Here is a 15,943-nt window from a genome sequence, read left to right on the forward strand (position 1 = left end):
CCTCGCCCTGCGCATTTGCGCCCCTGGGTTCCAAGGGCTCAGCCCTTGGCCGCCGGAGGCTTTCCCCTACCGCCATGCCGCGCTTCGCACAAAGCACGGCCCTCCCTGGTCGGTGCCCCCCACGGGGTCCGTATCCGGCGATGGGCTTGCCTTGGGAATGGCCACGGCAAGGGGGTCGTCGATGGTCCCGTTGACCTCGCCGTCGGCATCACCTGCACCTCCGTCGGTGAGGGTCACGTAGAGGGTGTTGCCTTCCATGCGGCATCGTTCCGTGATCTCCACGTATCCTGCCTCCGTCACCTTGTAGACCCGAGTCCCCTCAAGAAGGATTGAAGGAATCCCCACGGGCAGTTCCACGCTCTCCCCTGAAGGCACGGAAACCACCCGGTAGGCAAGGACCCCGTCGGGGAACTCGGCATCACGGGGTTTTCCAGTTGTCCCCAAAGAGGGGTCGAATTCCGAGAGGGTCCTCACGTCGGCAAGTTTCACCCCCCTTTCCAGCACTGAGGCATCCAGGGTAAAATGGCCCGTGTTGGTAACGGCCGCCACCGTGGCACGGGAGCTGTCCCCGGGAAATTTTTCCAGGGAATCGGGCACCCCGTCGCTGTCGTCGTCTGCACCCGGATTTGCCGTGATAAAGTGCAGCACAAATGTCTCGTACAGGCTGTTTCCCGCCCGGTCACGGACCGAGGTAGAGATGGTCAGGGTCAAGAGGGTATCGGCGGGCAGATCCGATTCGGGGATCACCACCAGGGTCCGGGAGGCCTCCACATACACATGGCGAAAAGACGGCTTGACGCCTCCGGCTGTGGTGAGGTTCACGGATGCAGGCGTCAGGCTTTCCGGGTCCATGGGCTCGCTGAAGGTCACCATGGGGGTGATGTTGAGGGAAACGCTGTCGTCGTTTTCTCCGATGTTGCACCCTGTCACCCGGGGCTCTTCCGTGTCGGGAGCCGACAGGGTGGTAAAACGCACCTGCTCGCCGTAGGCCGTGCCCCCGGTGTTCACGGCAAAGGCCCGCACATAATAGGTGGTGCCCGGGGACAACCCCGTCATGGCATGCCCGAACAGTCCGGTGGAGCCGGTCTTGCCTCCGTCGGTTCTGGAGCAGGTGGTATCCGGGTCCTGGGTGTCGGACCAGCACACCCCGTAGCTCACGGGATGCCTTAGCCCGAGTTCTTTCAAGTCCCCCCGCCCTGTGGCCGAGGTGGCGGCGATTTCCCACGGGGACAGGGTAGAGACCACGGCAGCCCGGGGATGTTTGTAAATGAGTCCCACAGAGGTCTCATCCCCGTCGGGCAGCTGAAAGGTATAGGTCCCCTCCGAAACACCCGGTCCCTTTTTGGCCTTGAGGCAAAGCTCAATCTCCTGAAATGTATCGCTTGGTGGCGCCATGATCAGACAGGGAGACTCCACGGCAACCCCACCCGGATGATAAACGTTCCCACCCCAGGTATCTTCTCCCAACCGCCTCTGCACCGGTTCCCCGTCCGTCAAAAACCGCGAGTCCCCATAACAAAAAAAGTCAGAATACGGAGTAAAAAAGTCACTGCCTGCGCCCTTCACCTTCAACTCTCCGCAGTCAAAGCCATTGATGTTATTGAACCTCAATCGGATGATCTCATCGTTTCCCACAAGGGTCGCGGGCTGTCGGGCCTCTTTCGTGGCCCAGGTGGCGGTCTCTTCGGTGCCGTCGTCATTGCGCCAGCGCCAATTCGTGTGTGCAACGATACGCGCGGAGGCATCCGCAGCAAAGAGCAGGACGCATAGAAACAATGCCATCAAGCAATGGGTGCGTTTTTTCATCAAGTATCTCCATGGTTCACGATTTTTTTGACGGTACAATAGGTCACAAACGGCTCTTTGGACTCCCGCCTCTGCACAATGATGCCGGAGGCGGAAATATGGCCGGACACCCCGAGGTTGTTGTTGACCACCAGGTCTTTGCGGTTCCGGATGGCCAGGAGCCGATTGAAGTAAAAATGGTGACGGATCAGGGGCGTGCCTGTGAACCAGTTGTTGTTGGCCAACACCACCAGGAAATCGTAGGGGCTGCGGGCAAAGGAGGCTGCCACCCGGTTGGTGCTGCTCTCGTTGCAGATGAGCACCCCGATGCGGGCACGGCCTGCCGCAAGGATCCCCCGGTTTGCCTCGGCAGGCTCTTCAAAGGGAGAGGCCTCAAAAAACGGAAGTTTCATCCCTGAAGCAGGCATTTCGATGCCCTTCAGAAGATTCTGTTTGTCGTAGCGCCCCGTCACCTGCCCCTTGCCGGTAAAAAGGTAAGCCGAATTAAAGGTGTGCCCCTTAACAGCGGTGGTCATGCCGATAAGGTGCAGGGTGTCGGCTGAGGTGTTTGTGGCCTTCAGAATGGCCAGAATGAGGTCATCATCCGGCCTGTAGGACCAGGGCACGACGCCCTCGTTCCAGATGGTCAGGCACTGGCCCTTCCCTTTAATGGATGCGGCCAGCCCCAGAAGGCGTTGCGCATACTCATCCACCCGCTCCCGGGTCCACCGCAGGGTAAACGAGGAGTTGTCGTTGGCAAGGGCCACAGGAAACCCGCCCGTGCGAAGCCCTTCCACCTGACGGACCGCCAGGGCCCCTCCCCCGTGAAGCAGGGCAAGAAAAAGCACAACAAAGGCCGCCCAGACTGGGGAGCGCCCTTTGATCGCCCGGGCACACACCAGATTGAGCACCAGCACGACAAAAGAGAGCCAAAAAATCCCTCCCAAGGCCGCCAGCTGACTCACATAAAGATTTCCGGCCTGGGAAAACCCCATGGGGTACTGAAACCAGGGAAAGCCCTCCAGAAGGTGGTACATTCCCATCTCCGCAAGGATGGCTGCCGCGGGCCAGAAAAGCAGCTGGACACCAAAGGGTTTCCTTCGCACCGGGACAAAGAGCATCAGGATAATTCCCGCCTTTGCGGCCATGATCCCCACGGCCACGCCGTGACAGAGCAAGGCCACGCCCCACCGGTCGCCTGTGTACCTTAAAGCGGCCCCAGCCACCCAGAACGACATGACCAGCCCGTAGGCCAGGCCTGCCCAGCACGCCTGTGCCACGGGCTTTTTTGCGCTCCGCACCGCAAGGAGAAAGGGAACCAGGCACACCCAGGCCAGCCAGGAGACCAGGGCCGTGGTGGCCACGCCCAAAAGCGCCCCGGACAAAGCCGAAAAGCCGACCCCACATGTGCTGAACCGTCTCCCTTCGCTGTTTCGCTCCATCAGGCACTCTCCCGCGCCAGGGCCTGATGCCAGCACCTGAGGGCCCCGCCAAAAAAAGTCACGGCATCAAAGGGGACCTCCATCACCTCCTGCCCGGCGGCCCGCAGACTGTCGGCAACGCGCGGCACCCCTGCGGTTAGGATCAAAGCCTTCTCATCCAGGATCAGGCCATTGCAGGCAAAGCCTTCCAACGCCTCGGCCGCCGATACGCCTACGGTCTCCCACTCATCCAGGCATTGAGGCAGGCCGTCAGGAAAGGCCTCGGGGTACACCACGGCCAAGCCTTCCTTCGGTGTGGAGAGACAGCAATCCAGGTGAAGCACATGGGGACTGAGCCTCACCCCATGGACGCGGTAGCCCGCTCCCAGGTACTCGGCCAGCCAGCGGACGCCCTCGGGGTTGCTTGCATTGCCGGAAAGCCCCACCAGAATGTCCCGCCCCAGCACAAGGACGTCTCCCCCTTCGAGGACAGCTCCCCGCCCCCATGGGGCGGTCCCCCTTCCGTACACCGGCGGCGGCACCAGGGGGGGCATGGAAACCCGGGCCATTTTGGTTTGTGCAAACCGCCGGTCCAATGCCCGCCGAATCCCGAAGCGTTCCCGCCGACGAAACGGGAACAGGAGCTCCGTTTCGATGAACCTGTCCCCAACCACCAAAAGCGGATCCCGGGGATAGAGCTGAGACCCGCAAGCAGGGAACGCTGTCGAAAAAAGGCTCAGCTCTTGCGGGGTCATCTCCGGGGCCCTGTGGACCGTGACGCCCCGGTCCATCAGCACCTTGATAACCGCCGTCATCTGGCGATCCATGCGTTGAAAAAGGGCAGAATCTGCCTCGGCCAGGGTTTTCCCGGCATGGGCTCCAAAAAACGCCTGCCATTTCCGGGGAAACCGCCGGCGAACTTCCGGGGACAGGTTTTCCGGGATCTTTACGTAAGGCGATCCCACAACGGCCTCTTTGAGGGTTCCCCACTCATGGGCAACCCCAAGGGACACCCCGGCCACGGTCGAAGCGCCATCGAGCAGGGCAACACGACCCATGCCGAGGCCTGCCAGCGCGAGGGAGGCTGCGGCCATGCCCTTGAGCAGGGTACGGCGGTTGATGTCAGGGTCTTTCATCACAAAACCATCCATGGGGTCAGGGATACGGGGAAAGGCAAAACCGGGCTGGACGCAGCTGCTCCCCAACCCGGTCCCCGCAGGTTTCCCACCTTAACGACCGATAAAAAGGGTAAAACGCACGAACGCCCCCAGCAGGTCCAGGTCTTCGGCCGTGGCTCCGGGAAGCAGGTCGGACCCTTCATGATGGGTATAGGAGAGACCGGCGCGGAGCCCCCAATAGTCACGGGTAAAGCCTGCGGCGATTTCCACCCCGGGTCCGGATCGGTAGTCCCGCAGAGGGCCATCCAGATCGGCGTCGAGAAAGCGCCACAAAAAGGCCATCGAGCTTACGGGCCGGATGGCTCCCAAGACAGGAACCGTGCACTCGGCACCGTGCCGGGACGCGCCCAGGGCCAGGGTCAGCGCACGCACAGAACCGTCATCGGGGCCCAGGGAGGGAGAGAGTTTCCAGCGCATCCAGTCGTGTCGCACGCCGCCCTCCAGATCCCAGTTCCCGTTCAGCCGATACGCCACCTGCACCATGGGGCTGATGCCGTGACGCACGCTCAGGTCGTAAGCCTCCCCCCCGTACGTTGAGGTGGCTTCGGCCCCATACCCGGCAAGGTCCACGCCGAGTTCCACGGCCCATGGGGATGCACTGTCTGATGAAAAGAGAGGATCGCCCTGTGCCGCGGCATCAGGGGAAGGGGATTCCAGGGCATGCAATGGAGCGCTCAGAAACATGCAGAGCAACCACACGCACCAGAAGAGTCGATATCTTGGAGAGTACATAACGTGCCTTTCGATGATTCCTTAATTCAGCATACCCGGTACAACCCGGAAGGCTGACTGAATGAAGTAAACCACCAATCGGCAAAAGTATACGCCCCCTTGGGGGCCCACCTGTCAGAGACCTGTCGTTTTCACGTAACCTGTTAAAACGAGATAAAAACCACCGGTGGGATGTCCTACCCCCAAAAGCTCTCCATGACCGCTTCCTGCTCTTCCAGGCTGTGGCCCGACCGGCGCAGGGACTTTCGCAACTGCTCCACCTGGTCCAGGGCCTGGTGGGGACGGTCTGCCTCAAGGCAGAGATCATGGATAAGTCGATTGAGGGACGGAGAAAGGGGAAGGAAGGTGAGGGCACAGCGCCCGGCATCCAGGGCCCGGTCCGTGCCGTGGGTCTGGGCCAGCACCGGACACCACGCCAGGGCGGCAAGGCGTACTTCCCGGGGGTCGGGGACAAAGGGGGCGGGATCCTTGAGAAGGGAAAAGGCACGGGTCAAAAGAACGGAGGCGGTCCAGGGGCGTTTCTGCTCCAAGATCAACCGCCCCTCTTCCAGCAGGTCATCGAGGCGGGCCGCCTCGCACCGGACATGGCGCAGCACAGCCGTGCCCGCGTCAATGGCCAGATAACACCGGGGCGACGTCGCGTCCAGGGCTGCGCCCAGGGTCTGCCTCAGGCGCTTCATGAGGTTGTCGAGGCGCCCCCTGAGGCCTCCGGGCTCCTTCTCTGGCCAGAGAAGGGCAGCCAGGCGATGGGCAGTCATGCAGGTGCAGGGCTCCCCAAGCAGGAGGGTGAGCAGCCGGACCTGCTGGGCCGCTCGAATCGTCACCGATTTTCCCGTGGAAAGGCAACAAACATCAAGGCGCCCACCGGGGGCGGGTCGGATGTCCAGCACGGGCACGGCGCTGCCGTCTTCCAGGAGATCCACGCCCAGCATTTGCCTGGCGGCCAGAAAAGCCCGTCGGCTCTCGGCTCCCCCGGACACCGCCGCGGTGAGCATGGGCGTGAACGTGCGGGGCTCAAACCCGGCAAAATTAAGGCAATCCACGGTCTCCATCATGGAGAGCATACGCGTAACAGTCCCCATGGCGGCATCGACCTCGCCGTCCGTCAAGTATCGCCTGGCCAGGTATCCCAACCCCAGAACCTGGATGGAAGCATCCTCGAAAAGGGTGTGGTCTGAGGTGTGCTGGATCAGGATGGGCACCGCACCATCATCCCCCGGGTCCAGGCTTCGGCTGCACCCCAGGATCATGGCACAATGGCGAGCGTAGTAGTGGCCGCAATCAAGGGGTCCCACCGGCCCGATCTCCGCAGACAGGGCCCGGGCTTCGTCGTGCCTGCCCAGGTGAGCCAGGCACAGGGCCTTCCAGCTAAGGGTCACGGCGTGGATGTTGTCTTGCCCGCCATCGGTGGTGAGTACCTCGTCAAATATCCCGAGGGCCTCTTCTGCCCGGCCTCCGCGCAACGCAGCCAGGGCGTCCCAGGTACGGGTCATCTTCACCAGGTAGGGCGACGAAAGAAAAGGCGCAAAATGGGTCTTCACATACCCCCCGGCCAGGGTAAAATCATCCACCCGGCCGCGGATACGCAGGATGTTCAAGAGACAAAAGTGGACGGCAAAACGGCTTGACGGGCTCAAGGCCGCCATGCGCTCCGGCACCACCCTGGCGTCGAGTTCGGCAAGGGCACTGGGAACGTCCGTCCGCAGGATGGCGTGCAAACAGGGCACCAGGAGGCTGAAAAGATCCAGGTGATCTTCACCACCTGCTGTAAGTTCCGGTTCCAGAAGGCGAAGCAGACCGCGGGCTGCGGCCCCGTCCAGGGCGTAGCATGCCCCCAGAGTCAGGGCCGCCAGGATATGACGCCGGTGATGCGCCGCCAAATCGATGGTTTCAAGAAGGTCCCTTCCCCGCTCGATGTCCGGGGCAAGCCTGCCGTAGGCCCCGCCGTGGAGCACCTCATACTCCACCAGGCGACCGATGGCATGAAGCTCTCCTGCCCCATCACCTGCCTCGCGCATGCCGTCAAGGCTCTGCTCCAGCCACTGCCAGGCGGAGACAGGGTCCTTGGTGAGCAGGATGATCCCCCGACAGAGGTCCAGCCAGGGATAACTTTTTGAAGACCAGGGCGATAGCACATCGAGAAAAGAGGCAACCAGGGCAAACCGGCCCCGTCCAAGAAGCGCCAGCCCGTGAGAACTCAGCTCCTCGGCAAGCCTTTGATGACAGCCTTCCCGACTCAGGCAGAGCAACCCCTCCTCCACAAGGCCCCGTTCAAGGCATCCGGCACCCAGCACCTCGGCCCAGCGGCGACAAAACTCCGGCATCAGGCTGGATTTACGAGCTGCAAAGGCATCCCGAAGCAAGTGATGCAGGATGACCCACTCCCCATCCTTGTCTTTCTGAATCCTCACAAAGCACGCCCTGTCCGCAAGGGAGGCAAGCTGCTCCCCCTCGGCGCGCCAGGGACCGTCGTCCGTCAGGATTCCTAAAGGAATACGCTCCAGACCCGCCAGAAGGGTCATCCTGGGAGACGCCTCGGTCCAGAGAAGATCCATGGCCCCGAGAATCCGACTGCCGGAGAGTTTGGGAAAATGTCCGGACAAGGGCCTGCCGCTCAGCCGCCCGTGCTCCAGGATCAGCCGCACCCCTCCGGGCCACCCTTCGGAGAGGGCATGGATGTCCCGAATGGTGTGGGCCGCAACAGGGTCTCCTTGGGCAGCCTGCACCACCTGGGCGGTTTCGTCCAGGCTCAGGGCCAGAAGGTCATTGTCGATGAAAAGGGTGTCCCCCAAGGGGGCCAGGACCGCGTGATCCGGGTACTCACGGGTCAGGATCACCAGGTGCAACGGACTGTGGGCAAGAAGCTGCTGCAGGCAGGTACGGTTTGCCGGGCTGTCCATGACCAGGTGGTAGTCATCCACAATCAGCAGGCCCGGCCCCAGATCGGGGGCTGCTTTTACAAGCCGCGCCAGGGCCTGCTCCCAGCGATTCTCTGGTAAGCCGCCCTCGGGCAGGGAAGGCAGCCCCAGGCTGTGGATCAGCCCGTCCATAAAGACCGACGGGTCATCCTGAGACGGTGAGCAGGCATGCCAAAGGGACGGGGCCGAGGCCATCAGCTGCCGTGCCAGCGTGGTCTTGCCCTGACCGGCACGGGCCGCCATGACCAGCAGGCGAAAGTCACCGGAAAAGAGCATCCGGCAATGGGAGAGAGCGTCGTGGCGGATGACCGGATCGGAATGGCTCATGGGTACGTCCTGAAAAGAAATGATGAATGCAACGATTCAGTTGCCTCCGGCAGGGCCGCCTGAGGCAATGATGAGCTGAGTCATTACCCAAAAAACTTACTTTAGCCGGATCCCTTTCCTCTGCGCAAGCCGGAAAACCCGTCCTTTCCTTCACCCTTCGCCTTTTTGCCTTTACCCCTTCCCCTTTAGCCCTCAGCCTTTTTGCCCTTAGCCCTTCCCCTTTAGCCCTTAGCCTTTTTACCTTTAGCCCTTTCTCCCATTCCCCCTTGACCTCTCCCCCCTCATCCGCAAAAATAGACATTCACACGCCCACCCACGGGCAGCAAACCGTACCCAACCCATCTCCGTGACATAGAAAACGAAAAAGGACCCGACATGATGAAACGCACCTGCATATGCCTGTTCCTGACAGCCGCCCTTGCCGTGACCGCCGCAGCCTGGGCCACACCGTCCTCCTGCCCCAACAAAACGGCCGACCCGTCCTCCCCATGCCCCCGCACCACCTGCACGGCAACTCAGGAAGCCTGCCTGACCCAGCACCGCACATGCGTCGCCCAGATGAAAAAACGGCCCCCCTGCGGCCGCACCGCGCCCAAGGTGATGGTCAAGGAAGAAGATGGCTGGAAGCTTGTGGTTCACATCCTCCAGCCGGGCAGCCGAAGCCAGGGCTACCACGGGAGCCTTTATAAGGACGGCAAACGCATGGAAGGAAAAAAAGGAGAGGCCCTCAAAACGCCCTGGGGCACCTTCACCTGGCAGGGAGCCATGGACGAACGCCACCATCTTTGGGACAGCACGGGCTGGGTGAGCAAAGACGCAAACCCCTTTGCCGAAAGCGCCGTCACCACCCCCAAAGAGCAGACAAGCATGGAGGAGCTGGACAGGCAAATTGAGGAAGAGATGAAAGGGACGCAGGGATCAGACCTTTAATTCAAAGCCCCATTTTTTTCATCCATTTCCACAAGGTGACCCTGCTCACCCCCAGGAGCCTTGCGGCTTCGGTTTTCACGCCCCCCGCCCGAAAAAGGGCGGCCTCCACGTCATCCCTGGTCACGGCCCGCCGTCCCCCCTGAAAGGGGACGGCTTCCCGGGAGTTCCCCACATGGACGGGCAGGTGCTCCACCTCCACGCGCCCGTTTCGGCTCAGGACCATGGCATACTCCATGGCGTTGCGCAGCTCCCGGACGTTCCCCGGCCAACCATAGGCGTCAAGGACTGCTGCAGCTTCCGGAGAGATGCCGGTCATGGGCTTTCCGTCCCGCAGGGCAAACCGCGTAAGAAACCGGTTGGCTAGGATCAGCACGTCGCCGTCGCGCTCCCGCAGCGGCGGGCAGATAACGGGAATGACGTTGATTCGGAAATAGAGGTCTTCCCGGAAATCCCCCCTTTCAACAAGGGCCCCCAGGTCCCTGTGGGTGGCGGTGATAACCCGCACATCCACCGGTACCGGGGTGTGGTCCCCCACCTTTTCGATCACCTTCTCCTCAAGGACCCTCAGCAGCTTCACCTGAATCGGGGCAGGCATGTCCCCGATCTCATCCAGGAACAGGGTGCCGCCGTGGGCCGCCTCAAAGCGACCGACCCGGTCCCGGGAGGCACCGGTAAAGGCCCCCTTCACATGGCCGAAGAGCTCACTCTCCAGAAGGTTTTCATTCAAGGCTGCACAGTTCACCTTGATAAAGGGCGCCCCTGCCCCCATGCTGCCCGTATGAATGGCCTGGGCAACCAGCTCCTTTCCCGTGCCGCTCTCGCCCTGGATCAGTACCGGGGCCGTGGAGGTAACCACACTGTCGATAAAGGCCAGGAGCCGGCGAATCGCTGCGGACTCCCCTTCGATGCCGTGGTGCTCCCGACTGGCCACCACCTCCCGTGCCAGGTCGTCCACCCGGTTCTCCAGGGCCACGAGTTTTCTCATGTCCGTAAGGATCTCCACGGCCCCGAGAACCTTCCCGTCTCCGTCTTCCATCACGCGGGCCCGCTTCAACACCGGGATGCTCTCACCGCTCCGGCACTTGATGGTGCATCGCACCACCTTCTCCCCCCCTGAGGCAAAAAGGCTGCAGTGCGGATGTTCCCCACCCTTTTCAAACCGCTTGCAGCCCGAGCAGTTCAGCATACGGCATGGGCCCCCTTTCAGCTCCTGCCGGGAAAACCCCGTGAGCTCCTCGGCAGCCCGGTTGGCATCGAGGATCCGCCCCTTGCTGTTCACAACGAGAACGCCGTCGGCAAGGGTGTCGAAAATATGGGAAATCAGGTGTTCCATGGGTCACCTCATGGGCGGAGTTAACGTAAATTAACATTTGTTGCCATACTTACGTTAATTTATTAACACACCCCAAACACACCTGCAATATGAAGCTACCATTTCCATATGTTACACGTGCAGCCACCTGGCACACCCTTTGCTCTTAACCATGAATGCAACTATTCAATGGCCTCCGGCGAGGCTGTTTTTTCACACATCGAAGGGAGAGGTTATGGGAGGAAACATGATGCGAAGGCTGGGGCTGATCATGGCGTGCCTGGCCTGCTTCGGGCTTGAATCTGCCCGGGCGGACGAAGCACCGGGACGCGCCATGGCAAGGCAGGCCACGGCAGACACCACACCGTGGATCACCACGAGCCATGCCGACCATGACATCTTGAAGCAGAATTTCACCTCGGGAAGCGAGGTGACCAAAGCCTGCCTCACCTGCCACAACGAGGCAGGCAACCAGGTGATGCAGACCATCCACTGGACCTGGCGGGACCCCGACAGCCCTGAAGAGGAGAAAATCGGCAAGGCAGGCCTGACCTTGAACAACTTCTGTATCAGCATCCACGGCAACGAGCCCCGATGCACTTCCTGCCACGCGGGATATGGCTGGAAAGATAAAAGCTTTGATTTCACCGACGAGACAAAGATCGACTGCCTCGTCTGCCATGAGCAGACAGGCACCTACAAAAAATTCCCCACCATGGCGGGTCTGCCCGTGGACAAACCCAAAAAGTTCGGGAAAAAGACCTTCACCCCGCCGGAGTGGAACACCGTGGCCCAGAGCGTGGCACGCCCCACGCGAAAAAACTGCGGCACCTGCCACTTCTTCGGCGGCGGTGGAGACGGGGTCAAACACGGAGACCTGGACTCCTCCCTCTTCATGCCGGACAACGCCCTGGATGTGCACATGGATGCCAAGGGCAAAAACTTCGACTGCGTGCGCTGCCACACCACCGTGGCCCATGACATCGCGGGCCGCTCCTACCGCACCCCGGCCTTTGAGAGCCGAAAAAGCCTGGTGGAGGATGATTTGACCCACAAAATCTCCTGCGAGTCCTGCCACACGGCCACCCCTCACCAAAAAGGATCCAAGGCCAACGACCATACCGACAAGGTGGCGTGCCAGACCTGCCACATCCCCACCTTTGCCCGGGAAAAGCCCACCAAGATGTGGTGGGACTGGTCAAAGGCCGGCGTCAAAAAGGAGGGAAAACCTTACGTGGAAAACGGCCCCTACGGCAAGCCCGTCTACATGACCAAGAAAGGGGACATGCGCTGGGAGAAACACGTCAAACCCGAGTACTTCTGGTTCAACGGCAGCATCGAGACCCTCACGGCCCGGGACACGGTGGATCCCTCAAAAGAGATCGCCGTCAACCGCCCCCTGGGTGACCGAGAAGATCCCAACGCCCGCATCTTCCCCTTCAAGGTCCACCGGGCCAGACAGCCCATGGATGCTAAGGCGAAAAACCTCGTCATCCCCCACCTCTTCGGAAAAAAGGGGAGTGACGCCTACTGGAAAACCTACGACTGGAACCGGGCCGTGGCCAGCGGCATGGAGCACGCCGGGCTTCCCTTCAGCGGGGAGCTCGCCTTTGCCGAGACCAGCTACGTCTTTCCCATCACCCACATGGTGGCCCCCAAAGAGGAAACCGTGGCCTGCGCCGAATGCCACACCCGGGAAGGGGGCCGTATGGACGCACCCCACCTGGCAGGTTTCTACATGCCGGGCCGCGACACCGGCGGCCCCCTGGAAGCCTCGGGCTGGGCACTGGTCCTGGCATCCCTTGTCGGTGTCGTGATTCACGGGACCTTACGCATCCTGGCACGGCGAAAAGGGTAAAAACGTGCCCTGGCGGAGAGGGATTGATCCCCTCCACCCAGGTTGCGGTTGCACGACGCACCTTTTTGTACTCGTTTCCAGGCTCTGGGAGGCCCTGCCTCCCTTACTTAACTGACCGGAGCGAAGCGACTCCACGGCCTTTCGCCTTTATCCATTGGCCCTTCGCCCGTTTTTTTAAAGGATATCCCATGAACCAACCCATCTATCTTTTCACCCGCTACGAGCGCCTCTGGCACTGGTTCCAGGTGGCCGTCATCACCGTCCTCATGGTCACGGGCCTTGAGGTCCACGGCAATTTTACCCTCATGGGCTTTGAGGCAGCCGTCACTATCCACAACATCTCCGGCATCGCCTGGGCCGTGGCCTTTGCCTTCTTTGCCTTCTGGATCGCCACCACCGGCGAATGGAAACACTACATCCCCACCACCCGAAAGATGGCCCTGGTGGTGCGCCACTACGCCGTGGGCATCTTCAAAGGCGAGCCCCACCCCGTCCCCGCCACGGAGCGAGCCAAGCACAACCCCCTGCAGCGGATCGTCTACCTCGTCTTCTCGGCAGTGCTCCTCCCCCTTCAGATGGTCACGGGGTTTCTCTATTACACCGTCAACACCCGCACCGACTTCATGGCAGACGTCGGCTTGGGAGCCATCGCCGTTATCCACACCCTGGGGGCCCTTATGATCCTGGCCTTTGTGATCATGCACGTCTACATGATCACCACCGGCCCGACCCTTACCTCCCACGTGAAGGCGATGATTACCGGGTGGGAGAAGTAACACGAACGAGCATCGGTCGACAGAGCACAGATAAAAAAGCCCTTTACCCGTTTTGGAGTAAAGGGCTTTTTTCTTGCCCTGAACGCCATCAGCCACGTATCATGCTGGAGATCTGAGACTGCAAAGCCCAAGGGAGTATCCTCACCCTCAAAAACCGAGTATGGCAAACCACAGGCAAGCGCCCCCATGAATGATAAAGCCCTTATCTTAGCAGACATCGAAGGCATCATCGGCGTTCACGCCAAAGCCCAGTGCACGCCCGGTGTCCATGCGTGGCACAAGGCAAGGCACCTTCTCACAGCCGATGTCAACGCCGCGGCCCGGGGCCTTCTTGACGCCGGTTACCACCGCATCACCGTCGGCGACATGCACGGTACGGGCTTTAACATCCTCCCGGAAAAACTCATGGCCGAAGCTCGCTGCGAGCAAGGCCACCGCTGGCACCCCGTGCCCCTCATCGGCACCATGCCCGAGGCAGACTGCGCCGTGATGGTCGGCTGGCACGCAGCCCCGGACCAGGAAGGGTTCAGCCCCCACATTTTCCATAAGCGTTTAAGAAAGCTCTGCATCAATGACAGCCCCGTCACCGAGGTGGAACTCTTCTCCGCCGTGCTGGGAGAACACAACATCCCCGTCACCTTTGTCAGCGCCGAAGGCGTTGCCTGTGACCGTATCCAGGGCCACATGCCCTGGATCCATCGGTTCGACGTCCCCAAGCGCCCCATCAGCCAATCACAGATCCGAGACCTTCGCACCCGGCTCACGGACGAAGTGCGTCAGGCCGCCTCCAACAGCAACGCACTCCCGCTGGTGTGGGGCACCCACAAGGTCACCGCCACCTTTCCCGACGAAACACAAACCTGGACCTCCCCGTCAGCGACCACAACCTTCCGCCGCCTCCTGGCCGATACAGCCCTGGGCTTTGCCCCGGGTGCCGCCATCCCCTGCCTCCTCTTTATCCTGCGCACCCGCTGCCGCATGGAGGAGTGGGCAAGAAAACGATAAAACCATGCCTCCGGCGGCGAGGTGTGCCACCTCGAAAGCAAGGTGCGAATGCTCCGGGGCTCGTACCTCGCCCCGTCACATTCGCTGACGGGCTTCACAGGTTACGGAGACATCACACATGGAGGCAGAGCCTCCGAAAAACATTCCCAGGCGGAGCCTGGGAACAATGGTGTCCGGGCGATGGGGACGAAAACAGGCCGATGGCCCAAACGATGATCAAGGGTTGACGTTTCCTTGAAAGGCGGATGTTTTTTGCCCCGAGGAACGAGGGGCAAAGCGCATTCGCAATCTGCTCTCAAGGTTGCACACCTTGCCGCCGGAGGCTGTGCTTTTTGGGATGTACACTTACCAAACAAAAACACCCCTGAACCGGCTGACACGGTTCAGGGGTGTTTCATGTTTCAGGTGGAGGACCTGGAAGAAAGGGAATTAGGCGGTCTTAATCGACCTTCTCGGCTTTGTAGCCTGCGCCTTTCCAGGCGTAGATGCCACCGCTGTAGCGGTAGACGTTCTTGTAGCCGAGTTTCTTGGCCCAGACCGCACCGTTGTGGCTCCGGGTGCATTTGACAAACCCGCAGTAGACGATGATGGTTTTCTCTTTGTCTGCGCCGAGGAGGGCTTCGTATTCGGCCTGGGTTTTACCGGCGGTCTCATCGTTGTTCCAGGTGTTCATGTCGGGGATGGGGAAGAGGAACTGCACGGCGCCGGGAACGTGGGCCTTTTTGTAGCTGGCTTCATAGGGCATGGTGTCCACGATGACCATCTCTTTGTTTTCATCGATCATCTTCTTCAACTCGGCGGTGGTCACCAGGTCGTAGCCGCCGCGCTGGATCTCGCGCACGAGTTTGACGGCGCCGGTCTCTTTTTCCACCTCTTTTTCAAACTTGCTCTTGCCGAAAGCGAACACGTTGCCGGCCAGAAGAAGGGTCAGGCCCACCGCAATCACCGCAGAAAATCGTTTCATCGTCATTCTCCTTAAAAAAACCGTTTCAAAAACCGCATAAATCCAAACACACAAAAAGGACTGTTCAATCCGCAAATCAACCGACGGGATGCGCTGTCATGCCATTCGAGGGTCAAGTCCCTGGACATCGACACGTTGATCCGCACCGCGCCTCAATCGTCGGCTCACGGCCGTCAGGCCCATGAGCCCGAAAAAGAAAACATCCCGGTAAAGGGCTGTGCGAAGTCCGCCAAAGGCCCGCGCCTCAGGATCTTCCGGGCCAAAGCATCCGCAATCGATATCGAGGCCGAGGTAGATCCCGTAGCCGAGGATCGCCATGAAAAACAGCAGAAGCACAAACAGGGTCTCCAAGGCCCCCCGCATATCGAAAATCAGGGCCAGCCCCGCCACCACTTCCACCACGGGCAACACCACGGCCACCAGGCCGGAGAACCCCTCGGGAAGAAGTCCAAAGGCATCGATCACCACGGTAAAAGCGGCCGGGTCCATGAGCTTTCCCGCACCGGACCACAGAAAAATTCCGGCCACCAGAAACCGGAGTCCCCTGTAAACCCATCTGTTTTTCAAAACATATGCCATGGTTCCCCCTGCCATCACCGTGCTTTTTCGACCGATTTCAATGGTGTTGCATATATCGGGCAGTGAGTAAAAAAACCAATCGTTTGTATTGATGGCATGGGGAAAAACCATTTACGATTTCAATACGGCCCCACCACGCCGTGAGGGCAAAACCACCC

The 15,943-nt window shown here is 60.7% G+C and carries 12 protein-coding genes; 4 read left to right on the forward strand and 8 right to left on the reverse strand.

Features of this window, described 5'->3' with window-relative positions; genetic code table 11:
• Window positions 1-66 precede the first annotated feature (66 nt).
• From ACOYW0_RS07025 to ACOYW0_RS07045, 5 genes are all read right to left on the reverse strand, one after another.
• A complete protein-coding gene (locus ACOYW0_RS07025) occupies window positions 67-1,806 on the reverse strand; it encodes an Ig-like domain-containing domain (RefSeq protein WP_482417822.1) in 1,740 nt (579 codons plus the stop codon).
• Window positions 1,806-3,227, reverse strand: coding sequence for an apolipoprotein N-acyltransferase (gene lnt, locus ACOYW0_RS07030; RefSeq protein WP_482417823.1), 1,422 nt, complete (start codon window positions 3,225-3,227; stop codon window positions 1,806-1,808). Before lnt ends, ACOYW0_RS07025 begins: the two co-directional genes overlap by 1 nt.
• Window positions 3,227-4,342 (reverse strand): dimethylarginine dimethylaminohydrolase family protein, encoded by a 1,116-nt coding sequence (locus tag ACOYW0_RS07035; RefSeq protein WP_482417824.1) that lies wholly within the window; start codon window positions 4,340-4,342, stop codon window positions 3,227-3,229. Before ACOYW0_RS07035 ends, lnt begins: the two co-directional genes overlap by 1 nt.
• Window positions 4,343-4,435: 93 nt before the next feature.
• Window positions 4,436-5,068 (reverse strand): hypothetical protein, encoded by a 633-nt coding sequence (locus ACOYW0_RS07040; protein ID WP_482417825.1) that lies wholly within the window; start codon window positions 5,066-5,068, stop codon window positions 4,436-4,438.
• A 224-nt stretch (window positions 5,069-5,292) separates the two neighbouring features.
• Entirely contained in the window at window positions 5,293-8,361 is a 3,069-nt protein-coding gene (locus tag ACOYW0_RS07045; RefSeq protein WP_482417826.1) for an AfsR/SARP family transcriptional regulator, read from the reverse strand.
• A 375-nt stretch (window positions 8,362-8,736) separates the two neighbouring features.
• Here ACOYW0_RS07045 and ACOYW0_RS07050 point away from each other — a divergent pair, with 375 nt between their 5' ends.
• Complete coding sequence (locus ACOYW0_RS07050) at window positions 8,737-9,291, forward strand: hypothetical protein (protein WP_482417827.1); 555 nt, start codon at window positions 8,737-8,739, stop codon at window positions 9,289-9,291.
• Window position 9,292: 1 nt separating this feature from the next.
• Here the strand turns inward: ACOYW0_RS07050 and ACOYW0_RS07055 are convergent, their stop codons facing one another.
• Window positions 9,293-10,624 (reverse strand): sigma-54 interaction domain-containing protein, encoded by a 1,332-nt coding sequence (locus tag ACOYW0_RS07055; RefSeq protein ID WP_482417828.1) that lies wholly within the window; start codon window positions 10,622-10,624, stop codon window positions 9,293-9,295.
• Between the two features lie 250 nt (window positions 10,625-10,874).
• Here ACOYW0_RS07055 and ACOYW0_RS07060 point away from each other — a divergent pair, with 250 nt between their 5' ends.
• From ACOYW0_RS07060 to ACOYW0_RS07070, 3 genes are all read left to right on the forward strand, one after another.
• Window positions 10,875-12,461 carry a tetrathionate reductase family octaheme c-type cytochrome gene (locus tag ACOYW0_RS07060; protein ID WP_482418824.1) on the forward strand — a complete coding sequence of 529 codons (1,587 nt, stop codon included), beginning with the start codon at window positions 10,875-10,877 and terminating at the stop codon, window positions 12,459-12,461.
• A 188-nt stretch (window positions 12,462-12,649) separates the two neighbouring features.
• Window positions 12,650-13,237, forward strand: coding sequence for a cytochrome b/b6 domain-containing protein (locus ACOYW0_RS07065; protein ID WP_482417829.1), 588 nt, complete (start codon window positions 12,650-12,652; stop codon window positions 13,235-13,237).
• A gap of 186 nt (window positions 13,238-13,423) precedes the next feature.
• Window positions 13,424-14,242 (forward strand): M55 family metallopeptidase, encoded by an 819-nt coding sequence (locus ACOYW0_RS07070; RefSeq protein ID WP_482417830.1) that lies wholly within the window; start codon window positions 13,424-13,426, stop codon window positions 14,240-14,242.
• 439 nt (window positions 14,243-14,681) lie between these two features.
• Here the strand turns inward: ACOYW0_RS07070 and ACOYW0_RS07075 are convergent, their stop codons facing one another.
• Window positions 14,682-15,206: a rhodanese-like domain-containing protein gene (locus ACOYW0_RS07075; RefSeq protein WP_482417831.1), complete on the reverse strand. Its 525-nt coding sequence runs from the start codon at window positions 15,204-15,206 to the stop codon at window positions 14,682-14,684.
• 96 nt (window positions 15,207-15,302) lie between these two features.
• Entirely contained in the window at window positions 15,303-15,785 is a 483-nt protein-coding gene (locus ACOYW0_RS07080) for a MauE/DoxX family redox-associated membrane protein (RefSeq protein ID WP_482417832.1), read from the reverse strand.
• Between the last annotated feature and the right edge of the window lie 158 nt (window positions 15,786-15,943).

Source organism: Desulfoluna sp. HI9BLuna (assembly GCF_056829775.1).